At 40.7% G+C, this 13995-nt stretch carries 6 protein-coding genes and 6 tRNA genes; all 12 read right to left on the reverse strand.

The window, feature by feature from the left end:
- Positions 1-127: 127 nt before the first annotated feature.
- The 12 genes from WKT03_RS10015 to WKT03_RS10070 all read right to left on the reverse strand — a co-directional run bounded on the left by WKT03_RS10015 (position 128) and on the right by WKT03_RS10070 (position 13920).
- Positions 128-8407 carry a leucine-rich repeat domain-containing protein gene (locus tag WKT03_RS10015; protein ID WP_340391785.1) on the reverse strand — a complete coding sequence of 2760 codons (8280 nt, stop codon included), beginning with the start codon at positions 8405-8407 and terminating at the stop codon, positions 128-130.
- A 524-nt stretch (positions 8408-8931) separates the two neighbouring features.
- Positions 8932-9621, reverse strand: coding sequence for a zinc metallopeptidase (locus WKT03_RS10020; RefSeq protein ID WP_117785207.1), 690 nt, complete (start codon positions 9619-9621; stop codon positions 8932-8934).
- Between the two features lie 87 nt (positions 9622-9708).
- Positions 9709-10176, reverse strand: a complete 468-nt coding sequence (locus WKT03_RS10025) for a hypothetical protein (protein ID WP_021943702.1) — start codon at positions 10174-10176, stop codon at positions 9709-9711.
- Positions 10177-10215: 39 nt separating this feature from the next.
- Entirely contained in the window at positions 10216-10530 is a 315-nt protein-coding gene (locus WKT03_RS10030) for a YbjQ family protein (RefSeq protein WP_021943703.1), read from the reverse strand.
- A 457-nt stretch (positions 10531-10987) separates the two neighbouring features.
- Entirely contained in the window at positions 10988-13069 is a 2082-nt protein-coding gene (locus tag WKT03_RS10035) for a leucine-rich repeat domain-containing protein (RefSeq protein WP_340391789.1), read from the reverse strand.
- Positions 13070-13159: 90 nt separating this feature from the next.
- A complete protein-coding gene (locus tag WKT03_RS10040) occupies positions 13160-13300 on the reverse strand; it encodes a hypothetical protein (protein WP_181983923.1) in 141 nt (46 codons plus the stop codon).
- A gap of 71 nt (positions 13301-13371) precedes the next feature.
- Positions 13372-13457 (reverse strand) — tRNA-Leu (locus WKT03_RS10045).
- Positions 13458-13472: 15 nt separating this feature from the next.
- Positions 13473-13545 (reverse strand) — tRNA-Val (locus WKT03_RS10050).
- 25 nt (positions 13546-13570) lie between these two features.
- A tRNA-Asp gene (locus WKT03_RS10055) sits at positions 13571-13644 on the reverse strand.
- Positions 13645-13664: 20 nt separating this feature from the next.
- Positions 13665-13738: transfer RNA gene (locus WKT03_RS10060), tRNA-Ile, on the reverse strand.
- Positions 13739-13750: 12 nt separating this feature from the next.
- Positions 13751-13823, reverse strand: a tRNA-Val gene (locus WKT03_RS10065).
- Between the two features lie 23 nt (positions 13824-13846).
- Positions 13847-13920: transfer RNA gene (locus WKT03_RS10070), tRNA-Asp, on the reverse strand.
- Positions 13921-13995: the final 75 nt, after the last annotated feature.

The raw sequence follows: 13995 nt of genomic DNA on the forward strand, positions 1-13995 counted from the left end.
TTCTGCATTCCATACAACTCCGTCACTCAGAGATTCTATGAACTGGCATCCGATGATCCGGTGGCCTTTCACCTTATGTTATGTAATTATCGCCTTCCATATACATAGTCATATGTATTTGGATACTCTACTTTACTTTTTTGTAAGTTGCTTTTGATGGAACATTTCCTTTCTTCATAAGACTTACATATTTCTTATACTGCTTTTTCGGCACATTTACAACTACTTTTTTATTGATTCCCTTAAATGCCTTCTTTCCGACCTTATTTAGTTTCTTTGTTTTAAAGGTAATTTGTTTCAGTTTTGTACATTTCGCAAATGAACTCTTACCAATCGTAGTCACACTCTTACCAATCTCAATATTTGTAAGTGCCTTGCATCCGTAGAATGCCTGATCGCTAATCTTTGTAACTTTATCACCAATCTGAACGCTAGTCAGGTACTTATAATTTGCAAATGCCTTCTTTTCAATAGCAGTAATCTTATACGTCACACCACCGATCTGAACAGTATTTGCAATTTTCAATTTCTTATATTTCTTGTTCGTCTTCTTTGTACTTCCAACTACCTTTACAGTACCTTTTCCATTCTTTGCATCCTTGGTTACTTTGTACTTAATGTCTTTGACAACATACGCCTTCTTCTTGGAAACTTTAATCTGGAATGTCTTCTTTACGGTTCCCTTATAATTACCCTTACCGGTAATAGTGATCGTTGCCTTACCAATATTCTTATTATTCTTATACTTAACTGTATAATCCGTCTTAGCTGACAGTTTCTTGCCCTTGACAGTAACTGTAAGTTTACTCTGTTTTAACGCCTTTCCTGTATAGGTCACCGTTGACTTAATTCCGGAAATAACTGTCTTACTTGCTGCCTTACTGATATCTGTTACCACCGGTTTATCCGGTGTCGGTGTTGGTTTATCCGGTGTCGGGGTTGGCTTACCTGGTGTGATATCTTCCTTCTTCGGCAGGACTTCCTGCTTCTGATATCCACACACCTCACATTCGTATGTCTTAATACCTGTTGCAGTCGTTGTCGGCGCCTTTGTAATCTCACCTGCATTAAATGTATGAGCAGCTTTCTCTGTCTTCTCACCACATTCACATTCCTGCCAATGCTGTGTAGCATCTGATTTCCATGCAAGTGTATGTGCATGTTCACTCTGCACCGTTATCTTCACTGTCACGATAATACCCTTATGAGCATTACTCCATCCAGGATTCTCTGTCCAATCATAATTTGTAATATCATTTGGCTTATAACACACCTTGTAATCTCCGGATTCATTTATAACGGTTGTCTTCGCTGTATACCAGTAATAATAACCACCGTCAACATCCGGAAGTTCCACATCACCTAACACAGTTCCCTTTTTCACAGTTAATGTATCAATCGCAGATGTGAATCCCGCTTTTGCCGGTTCAACTGTTACAGTAATTGCAACATCCTGTACTGCCTCATAGACATCTTCATTTTTTGGAATATATGTTGCCTTAAATGAACGACTTCCTGCCTCTCCAAGAGACATATGGTCATCCACCCATGCAAATGTTCCACCTTCTGTCTCCGGAATTGTTACATCTGCAAGTGTCTGTCCATAGATTCCCTTCAGATCTGTCGGAACCTTATATTCCGGAATCTGTTTGTCTGCTTTCACCGTAATCTTTACTTTAATCCTTACAGATCCATTTGCCAGCACTTCATAAGCATCTTCTGCTATATCTGCCTTGCTCCAGTCATAATTTGTAATATCTGTCGGAATAAAATATGCATCATATTCCGCTGTTCCTGCCTTTTCAATCACAGTTGTCTTATCAACCCACTGATATTTACCTTTCTTTGCAGCCGGAAGCGTTACACTTTCCAATGTTTTACCTGCTATGCCAACACATACGTTCGATGTGTCCATAACAGGAGTTCCTTTAGCAACCTTGGTAAATGTCAGTTTAAATGCTGCAACTGTCTGATTCTTTCCACATACTTTAACGGTCACGATCTGTGATGAATCAGAAGCCTGCTTTGGTGTTCCATAGATCTTTCCATTCTTTAATTCCAGACCGGAAGGAAGAACCGATCCTTTTGCCAATGAATATGTCACCTTTGCTGTCGCACTGTCAATATCATTTGAGATTTTTAAAGCTGTCAGATCATATAACGGCTGATCCGCTGTTGTCGTAACGCCTACAACAGCTGTATCTACAGAATCCTCTTCTTTATCCAGTGTGATCGCTGTTGCTGTATCGCTTGCCATACTTACGGTAAATACAGTTGGTTCATATGGCATATTTGCTGTCCAGCTTGCATCATCACTCTTTGTCATCGAGCTGTCAGAAGAACCATATTTGATTGCATCCACTGTCAGGTCATCGATCGGTGTACCTGTTACAGTTACACTTACTGCTGCTCCACCTCTGATATAAACAGAACCATCTCCCTCTATACCCGTAGTCTTCATATTTGATCCCGTGGATGCAGCTAATGAAACAGGTGCATCTGTGCTTTCTGCAAAACAGAATTCCGGATATTCCAGTTCTGCTTTATAGTAAATATTTGAATACGTTCTATACATATCCGGTTTGGTAGATGTAAGGATATATCCATCTCCTATAGAGGCTGCATTTACAGTCTGATCCAGAATACCTTCATTGATAATAGTTCCTTCATTTTTCAGTTTACCAAAGCACAATGATGCATCCGCCTTATTTATAAATCTGGCTGTTGTATCCATTGTTAATGTCGTTGCAGTTGACAATGTCACATCACCTGTGTTGGTAAATGTTCCTGATACTGTTGTATCAGAATACTTGTCTCCTTTGCAGTAGAATGAACCATGGTTGGTGATCGATCCATTCAGCTCTGCATCTCCTGTATATGTAACCGTAGTGCCTTCTGCTATTGTAATATCCGACTTGTTCAGTACATGCAGATCTCTTGTTGCTACATCTTTATTAATCGTATAAGTTCCGCCAACATATACATCCTGATAATCTTCAGCATATAATCCGCCATTTAATGTATAGTTGCTATCCTGATACAGGTATGTCACAATACCTCTGGATGTTCCGGCCACTGTACGTTTTCCAACTATATTATTAACAGTACACTGCGCCGCTACAACATAGTTACTGCATCCTGTTTTATCTGTAACTGTTATATTTCCTACAGATCCTTTGTATACCAGAACGCTTCCTCCCAGATTTGTACCGGTTGAGTTACTGATTCCAAATGATGTGGTATCCAGTGTTATATCCACATTCCCCTTAACGGTCGAATCATTTAAGAACCAGCTCTTGCTCTTACTGCCAAGACTCCAGTTACCAACAACATCAAAGGTTGCATTTCCCTGAATCGTACTTTCATAAAATCCATATGAATTGCTCTTATTTGATATCATACTGTTTTTATAATCTGCAAATGCTACCTGACTGCCACTTGCACCGATCCTGATATCTGCATTCTTTCTTACAGTTCCGCTTTTTGCAAAATACATGCTATAGGTCTCTCCGAATGGTGTCTGCGCCATATGAGCCTTATCTGTAAAATGGAATACAAGATCATCTGCACTTGCCTCCTGCAAACCGTAAACATACTGATAGAAAGATCCGCCGGTCGCATAAAGTTCCACTTTCTTTACATCTGCATTATATGCTCCTGCAGTCCGATAAGAAATTGTTCCGCCTTTCACATACAGACTGACTGTACCATCTACCTTCGCCTGAGCAGTTCCCTTACTTGATGTACCCGCGCCAAACAAACCACCGATGGATCCACCATACATATAAATAGAGATATTCCCCTCATAAGGTGTATTATCTTTATATCCATAGATCGACCGGCTGCTCAGATCATAAGATGTCTTTCCACCAATTTTTAATGCCCGTCCGCTGTCGGCAACACCATCATGATCATCATCCGGATAGATCGATACTTTTTTACCGGAGCCATCGGATGCATCCGACATGATAACAACGGAATGTCCTTTCAGATCAATATCGCTATACTCTTTTACATCCAGTTCCTTCGTCAGATCCGTTACCTTATATCCTGCTTCCTCTACTGTAAATACTACCTTACACTCTGCCTCAGAACCGTTTCTTCCTGTAATGCGGAAAACCGTTTCTGTCGTTTCTGCTGTATCAGCAGGTGTACCAACTACCTTTCCATCCTGCAGAATCAATCCGTCCGGAAGCTTGGAACCGGCTTTGATCCTATACTTTTTCGCTGATCCGTATCGAAGAGATGTATCGTTCTCAAGTTTTAACTGATTCAGATCATATGCCGGATCTTCTGCTGTATACTCGGTATCTTTTACAACGACCGGATCCGAATACTGTTTTGTACATGTGATCTGCTTTGCTATATATTCCACATATATCTCTGACTTCTCCTGTGGAAACGTCAACGCGCATCTTCCGTTTGCATCTCCCTCAACAGCCTCTCCGCCATTTACCGAAAGTACTGCTGTATATCCCGGAACATCTACATAAGTAATATTCTGAGTCGTATTACCCGGCAGATAATAGTCAAGTCCATTTCCATCTTCGCTGTCGCTCCATCCAAAATCCTCAGCAGATGAATATCCGGTGATACCTTCCATATTCGATGTTGCCGTTACTTTAAAATACAGTTTCGACCAGTCACTGATATCTGTATCTTCCGCAAAAGAACCGATCACCAGCCATTTCGCGGTACTGTTGAATGTCTTACCGGATACAACGCCCTTATGAATGATCTTGCCGGATGTATTCTGTGCCTTGATGTCATCAGCAGTAAGCTTTGCATCTTCCTCTATCGTTACCCAACAGTAATTTGGTTCAAATGATCCAAATTCGCAGTTATCATGGAACCAGATCTTTGATAAATTGCCATTTGTTGTAAACTTATCTGCTTTTACGCCTTTATTGATCGTACATTCTGTTCCACGTTCCAATGTGAATGTTCCTGTAAGCTCAACTCGTGCATTCGCTATGATCGTTGCAAATTCTTTTACTACCAGAGAATCTCCACTCAATAACTCATTAATCACATATTTCTTATCCAATGTGATTGCTCCTGCTTTATCAAGTAGAGAGCCTGCGAAGAATGCATATGACGCATCCTTGATAGCTGCAGTTCCAACTGTTGCATTTTTTCCTGTTTTAACAGCTACACATCCATCTAATGAAGCTCCGGATCCCAGTCCATATACATTATTTACGGTACCTCCCTGAACATCAACGACAACCGCATCGCTGTCTGTATATGACATCTGAGAATTATACGCGCCATATATCGTACCCACAGAGCCACTTAACATGGTGATTCTGACTGATCGGTCACTATTCTGTCTGTCAACTCCCTTGATCACATAATCAGACAGATCTGCACTGTACATAGCACTCTTTCCATCCGGTTTACCATCCTGGTCATCATCCGCATAGATTCCAGTAACTGTAGTACCATCTGCCAGCTTCATCTCCTGAATAACTGCTGAAGTACCATTTAAATTGATTTCTTTCTTCTCTTCGTCAATCGTCAACCTCTCACTGGTACTTTCCTGTACCTGCTGTTTGGTTGAAACGATCACATTCAGTTTTAATACTGCTTCCGTTCCGTTCTTACCTGTTACATGAATATCGGTCCGTTTTCCATTTTCATATAATACCGTAGGTGTTCCAATAATCTTTCCATCTTCAATCTTCAGTCCCTGTGGAAGATCATATGTAGTATCTTCTTTATATTGTACTGTACCTTCTTTTGCATCATTGATGATCACAAGTCTGGTCAGATCGTATAATGGTGCCTCGGATGTATATTCTTTATTTATAACAGCACAAGGATCTGCTGCCGCTTTTTTTATCGTAATCGGCAGGCCTTCGAATGTTACAACGATCGTTACCGATTCATCCGGCATATCGAAACTGTAATTATAACCCGATACTGCAAGTTCGGAACCCGTTGTTTCCGAATCTTTCTTTACAATTGCCGATTTCATCTGGTATCCGATGGAAGTTGAAATATAAACACTGATGCTTTGTTCATTTTTTCCATAATACACACCGGGATCTAATGAGATTGTTTCCCCCGATCCGGTAGAAACAGCACCCGCATTTTTATTGTACGCCAGTTTTATTGGATAATAGATCTCCGCTGCATTCTCTTCTGCATCGATCTGTCCGCCATTCAGATAGATCTTTGGATTTGAAGACGTAAGGCTCTTTATTGCATTTGCCTTTATCGTTCCCTTATTCAATAGCTTGGTAGACGATGTTATATACAAATGCTCTTTTGCTGTTACTGTGACATTTTCTGAAACCTGAATGATCGCAAGCGCAGTTGAATAATTTGCATAATTACCAAAATATACATTGTCAGCAGAAACATCCTCATTCAATACAACCGTTCCACCATAGTAGATATCGTTTCCGATCGTTATGATTGCAGAACCGGTTTCATTTGTATTCGGAATAACATAACATGTGGATGGCAGTTTACAATCATCTTTTACTGTCATTGTAAGTTTTGTATTATCTGCCAGAGTATTACTGAACCGAAGTGAACTCATGGCACTGAAGTCCGTATTTTCAATCTGTACATTTACATGATGTTCGTCCGTCGATGTCGCATAAGAAGCAAATTGGACTGTATCATTAGAGCTTCCAAATACTTCACTGTCTCTTATAGTAAAGTCAGAGTTTCCATAAATCGTAGATGAACTTAACGGTTGCATTGCCTTACAACGAATACTTGTTACATCTGCTGTAAAATCTCCATTTATTGTTGCTCCCTGCAACATATAATATGTACTCGAACCTGCAGACGAATTTGAATCGATCACCGGTTGACCATTCTCATCCAGGATTGTACTGTCATTTTCATGTGCAGATGTAAACATTACATTCTTATCTGCTTTCGCATAATAAAAGCCAGTATATGTAGACCAGATATTTTTTGAACTGTTAATAATACAGTCATCTCCGAAATAACCACTATATACTATATAGATCGACCAGCTTGCTGTACAATTGGTCACTGAGATCTTCTGTGCAGCCGAGGTCTTATAGTTTTCAGAAGTATATCCTGAATAACCATAGATACTGTATCCCTTACAGTTATCCAGACTGATATCAGCCGGACCGGTCACATTCGCAGAACCGGATTGATAACCATATATACTTGCACTTCCACCATCAATATCCTGCATGGTAAGTTTCAAAGAATAGATCTGCTTTACACCGCTCAGGCCATACACGATACCGTTTACTTTACAATTCTTTATTGCAACATCAACGGTATACCCATCCTTTGCGCTTCCCCGACTGATAAATGAACATTCGGAGCTACTTCCCATGATCGCCCCGGAACAGATACAACCCTCAATCTGTATAGATGCATGTCCATAAATGCCTGACGAATAGGTGCCATATATATTTGCAAAGGTTCCGCTTCCGCCCAGGATCTTTAGATCCAAATCTCCCTTTACGGCACTGTTATTCGTGCCGTAAAATGTCCAGCCTTTTCCGATATAATTCTTTAATGACACAGTCAGATTATTTGCACTACCTGAATTTAATACATGAAATTCACTTTGACTGCTTACATTGATCCCATCAGCATCAAAATTCACATCACCATTTACTGTACTGCCGGAAAGCACAATTCCGGATGTATCAGTCCCCGTAAAACTAACATTCCGTAATTTCACATCCACATTCTTCTGTACAGTACTTCCTGATGCAAGTGCATTGATCATATAATAAGATCCGCCATTCAGGGATAAGGACACATTTCCACTGATCTGAGCAGTTTTTCCTATATATAGCGGCCCACTGCTTACCGATGTATCTACAAATTGAAGTTCCACATCTCCTTTTACCTCTGATTTCTCTGCTGCGGTTAATACTTTCAGATCAGCCTCATTCAAAGCCCGCACAATTAATGCAGCACTGTCAGATTCTGTCTCAATACAGCCTCCGTATACGCCATACACCGATCCCAGCTCTACACCATCTAATGTGATCGCAAGTGGCCGATCTGACTTCTGTTCATATAATCCGTAAACAGGCATCCCCGGATACAGAATATCAGCACTTCCATCCAGTTCAAATGCTGATTCGCCTTCATCCAGCTCTCCATTCCTGTTTTTATCATTATAAATATTGATATATGTACTCTGTGATGTCGATTTGTCAGATTTGCGAATAATAACAGAATTACCATTCAGATCAATTCCCATTGTACTTCCTGCATCATTTTTTACATAGGTAACTCCCTTTGACGGATCTGCTGCCTCATATTCCTGATCCGATCCGCTGTCGCCCTGCACATCTGTCGCTGCCTGTACAGAAAGCCCCTGCGTCATACAGAGTCCTGCCATCATCGCCAGTGCCGCTACATATCCTCTCATGTTTCGTTTTCTCATTCTGTCCTCCATTCACCGCTGTCTGGAACCGCATCCCGCCAATTCCTATATATACATTGATATACTATAAATTGCCAGTTATCCAACCCCTTGGGATAACTGGCAATGTCATTATGTTTCCGGTTGTGATACCTTGGGCATATTTTTGTGTAATCTTCTAAATTATTGCACAAATCCGTATTATTTTTGTGAGAAACTATCCAAATTTATCACACCATATATATTGTAGCACATTAGCTTTATAAATACTATTCACAATTTTGCAACATATTTTTAGCTATTTTTACCAATTTTAACAAATTATTTGTATATTTTGTACTATACGCTTCTGCAACCCGAAAATTATTCTCATATATGTGCATCCATTTCTCCATATTCATCCTGTCATAAAACAAAAAAATAACCGGAAAGCTGAAAACCGGTATCATTCAATACCACATTTTTTCAGCTTCCGGTTACATTCATATCATATCCCGGCATGCCCATAAATGTGCACTCCGAAATATTAGATATTTACTTTTTAATCATCTTCTTCTGTTTGTAAGTAACAGCAAACGAACAAGCTGAAGGATTGCAGTTACCATTGCGGCTACATAAGTAAGAGCTGCAGCAGTTAACACTCTCTTGGCCCCACCAAGTTCTTCTTCTGTCATAAATCCGCCATTTCTTAAAATAGCAATTGCTCTGCCTGATGCATTAAACTCAACCGGCAGGGTTACAAACTGGAATACAACGACCAATGAAAATAACAGAATTCCCAGTGTGATACATACATCCAGTCTTGGGATCAGTAAACCGATCAGGATCAACGGCCATGATAATGTAGAACCAATGCTTACAACCGGCACGATCGCTGAACGAAAACCAAGCGGCGCATATCCTTCCGCATGCTGGATCGCATGACCACACTCATGTGCTGCTACACCAATTGCCGCTATCGATCTGGAACCATATACATTCTGTGACAGATTCAAGGTATGATCCTTTGGATTATAGTTATCCGTTAATTCTCCGGCAATCGGGCGGATCGTTACATCTGTGATTCCGGCATTTCTGAGAATCATCGCTGCTACCTGTTCTGCAGTAAATCCTGATCTGGTCGATACCTTCTCATACTTCTTATATGCTGATTTCACCTGAGCAGATGCGATCAGTGACAGAACAACTCCGATCAGAACTAATATATACGTTGGGTCAAAATAAAAATAAGGCATATCACTCATCTCTTTCTTAATATATATAATATCTGTAATAGTCTTTCCCTTTATATTCTCCCATTTCAAACGGAATACACCAAAGGATTATTTTTTTCTTCTCTTTGACTTTTTATCAGTCTGTTCCCCATACATTTCTCTGTACATTTCTTCTCTCGGATCGACCTCTTCATTTTTTCTGTCTGCCAAAAGAATCCTTCCGATAAATCCAAGTCCTCCAAAGATCAACACCAGAATAACCAGCCAGTCAAATAAAGTCATGGTCGTCAAATGTATATTTGTTGTCAGAATGACCATGATGACGATCAACAGTCCTGCAAGTGCCGAAAAAACCTTTGATGCAAAGGAATCTGTCATAAACATCCAGACAATTCCTATGATCAATGGAATCACTACCATTCCTGAACTGATTCTTGCTCCCCAGATGGACATCCCTCCAAATGAAGAAAAGAAACTGGACGATACGATTACTTTCTGTGATAAGATAAATAACCCTGCCACCAGCATCACGATCCCGGCAACAAATGTCATCAGCTCATGTTTTGGCTTCTTCATATACTCCTCCATTTCTACCACTGTATGTGAATCAATCTGTTATGCTGTAAACTTTACTGCCGTTCCGGAAACAAGGATCTCCGCACCACCGGCAACAATTGTTGTTGAAGCAAATCTGACATTTACGATTGCATCTGCGCCCATGCTCATAGCCTGGTTGATCATATATGAAATTGCTTTATCCTTTGCTTCTGCCATCATCTGTGTATATGCCTGCATCTCTCCGCCTACCATATTACGGAAGGATGCTCCGATATCTTTTCCGATATTCTTACACATAACACAACAGCCTGTTACTAATGAGAGTACCTGATACTCTCTTCCTGGTATATTCTCTGTATTTACTACTACCATTTTCTTTTCCTCCTGCGTTTTCCATAACCTTTTGTTTCTCCTGCTCCCTGCAGGCTTCTTTATCATACCACGAATGAACGCGACCTGTAAATCACTTTATACTACACGTTAGCATCATTAAAACATGCATTTTTTATGTTTTCTTTTCACAATTCATTGACATCCTGAACATAGAATAAACACATTTATCCAGTAATATAAATACCATCAAAGGAAAACAAAACCAAGAGGACATCACCGGAAATGCGGTCAGAGCAAGCGTTTCCGACTGAATGTCCTCAGATCTAAAAAAGTGCATACCTGAATATCAGATACACACTTTATAATTATTGCTTACTTTCATTTTTCATAGATTCCCTTCCTTCGCCCCGTAGCAATACCTGCTGCGGGGCTTTTGTTTATCTCATGTCTTATATAGCATCTGCCATATTCCGAACATTCCGGAAGACTTCTATTTTTATTTTATTTTCTTAACCTTAACGCTCTTTGCAGCTCCGGCTTTTTTGAAAGCTGATTTATATGCCTTTACCTTTTTCTTTGGCACGCTGATCGTTGCTTTTTTATTTATCTTTGTAAATGCTGATTTTCCGATGGTCGTTTTCTTTAATTTACTGCTCTTGACCGTGATTGTTTTCAGCTTCTTATCACCATAAAATGCCTTGCTTCCAATCTTGCTTACCTGCTTTGGAATCGTGAGTTTCTTGATCGCTGTACACTTGGCAAATGCTTTATCACCAATTTTTGTAAGCTTCGCATCCAATGTAACCTTGGCAAGCTTCTTGCATCCGTAAAATGCACTCTTGCCAATTGATTTTACATTTTTACCAAGCTTTACGGTTTTCAGCTTCTTGCAATTCTTGAATGCACTTCCGCCAACAGAAGTAACCTTGAACTTATAGCCCTGATACATAACTGTTGCAGGTATTGTTGCCTTTGTTACGGATTTCTTTGCTCCATACAGCGTCACAGTACCCTTCTTGGCATCTGATTTTGTAATCTTATAACGCAATTTCCCAACTTTGAACTTTGTTCCAACTGCCGCAGGCTTTTCTGCCTTGATAAATTTCTGGGAATACTGATTCTTTGAAGTATCAATACCATCCTGCTTTGCTCCTGCAAAACTGTTGTTTGAAATATGGGATACATTCTTTGGAATCACCATCTCTTGGATATTATTGCAATTCTTAAATGCATTATCTCCGATATTCTTAAGACTGTCCGGCAGCTTAACTGTATTCAGATTCTGACATCCATCAAATGTACCATTCGCAATCTTTGTTACACCCTCCGGAATATCGATATCATGCAGGTTGCCACAGGTCTGGAATGCTCCGGTTCCGATGGACTTCAGAGTAGTTCCCTTAAATACCACCTGATTTACATTTGAACAGCCATAGAATGCATAAGCTCCTATCTTCTTCAGTGTTTTCGGCACAACAATTCCTACATAACCACCATTCTCTTCCGGTTTTCTGAAATCCTTCAGGTTTGGGCAATTATAAAATGTATAATCCGGTATTACCTCAATCTTTGTTTTTGACATATCAAATATGATATTCGGACAATATGCAAATGAATATGTTCCGATAGATGTTACACTTGCCGGAAGCTTGATCTGAATATTGTTATTATATGCAAATGCATAAGCTCCTATCTTTTCCAGTTTGGATTTGGCTCCAAATGAAACGGTTCCAAGATTGTTGCATTTATAAAATGCATAATCACCGATCGTCTTCACAGAATCCGGAATGCGGATCTCCCATGTAATTCCGCTCTGCTCACATGCATATGGATTGATCACTGTCAGCTTTGGTGAAAACGTATATGGTCCTTTGCCATTATAGTTAAAGGATGCCATACGATACAGAATCTTACCATCCTTGCTGATCAATAATTCTCCCTGCGTTTTTCCCTTGATCTGTGCACGATTTGGATCTGCAGGATTCCATGTATATGTTGTAAAGTATGCATTTGACTCCGGCACTGCAAATCTGCCGATCGATCTGCAGCCTGCAAATGCTCCGGTTCCAAGCTTGGTCAGTCTGGATGGAATCGACACAGCACCCATATCTGTATACGGTACTACTACACCTTTTTCCGTTGCAGTACCTGTAGTGCCAGCCGCATCCGTTGCTGTTGCCGTCTTATTCGCCGTTACCTTCGTTGTTTTCTTGTAGCTATACAACGTACTAAGGCTCTGGCAATTCTCAAATGCCCGGTCACCGATCGTTACAATCGTATCCGGAACTGCGATCAGGGAAACCTTCTCGCATCCCTTAAATACATTATTGCTAATTCCTGTTACTGTCCTGCCGTTGATCGTTGCCGGTACAATGATCTGTTCCGCATTCTTGTTTCCTTTGTATGCGGTGATCGTACCATTTGCATCACATACAAATGATGCTGCTGCACTATATGTATACATCTGTCCTGCATTATCAGCTTTTGATAAAGAGCCCGCACCCATCAGTGCCAGTATGCAAATACACATTGCTGCAGCAAGCATCAGCCATAATTGTTTACTTCTTGTCTGCTTCATAGCATAACCTCCCTAAAAAATACTGTTTCTATTTTATCATGCCATTCCACAGAAAGATAGTTTATTTCGATTTACCCTTATGAAATACTTTTATTTTTTGATGGTTGCTTTTACAACACCCTTTACAACCTTATATTTTTTATTGCCCAGTTTTACAGTGCCTGTAACCTTCTTTGCAATCTTTCTTCCTCCAATGTAAATGTGATCGTTGGATTCTTCCACTGTGTCCATCTAGAATTTTTGTCCATTTTTAGACAAACGAAAAAAGCCTAAAACCTTTCAGTTTCAAGCTTTTTGAATAATGCCGGCGACCGGAATCGAACCGGTACGGGAGGTTAGTCCCGCAGGATTTTAAGTCCTGTGCGTCTGCCAGTTCCGCCACGCCGGCATGTCCTTTGGACAATGGGACCTACAGGGCTCGAACCTGTGACCCTCTGCTTGTAAGGCAGATGCTCTCCCAGCTGAGCTAAGATCCCATATTTAATTTTGCGCTTTCGCAAGCGACCCGGATGGGGTTCGAACCCACGACCTCCGCCGTGACAGGGCGGCGCTCTAACCAGCTGAGCCACCAGGCCATATTAATTTTAAAACGTAGTGGACGTTCGGGGACTCGAACCCAGGACCGATCGGTTATGAGCCGATTGCTCTAACCAACTGAGCTAAACGTCCTCATGTTATAAATGGGACCTACAGGGCTCGAACCTGTGACCCTCTGCTTGTAAGGCAGATGCTCTCCCAGCTGAGCTAAGATCCCATATATAATTTTGCTTTCGCAAGCGACCCGGATGGGGTTCGAACCCACGACCTCCGCCGTGACAGGGCGGCGCTCTAACCAGCTGAGCCACCGGGCCATTATGGTAATCGCTTCGATGATAACAAGCAAAACTTCGTTCACATCTTACGTTTGATGGATACATGTTCTATTG

The sequence above is a fragment of the Coprococcus sp. HCN-4056 genome, from assembly GCF_037892645.1.
GTDB lineage: Bacteria > Bacillota > Clostridia > Lachnospirales > Lachnospiraceae > Coprococcus > Coprococcus ammoniilyticus.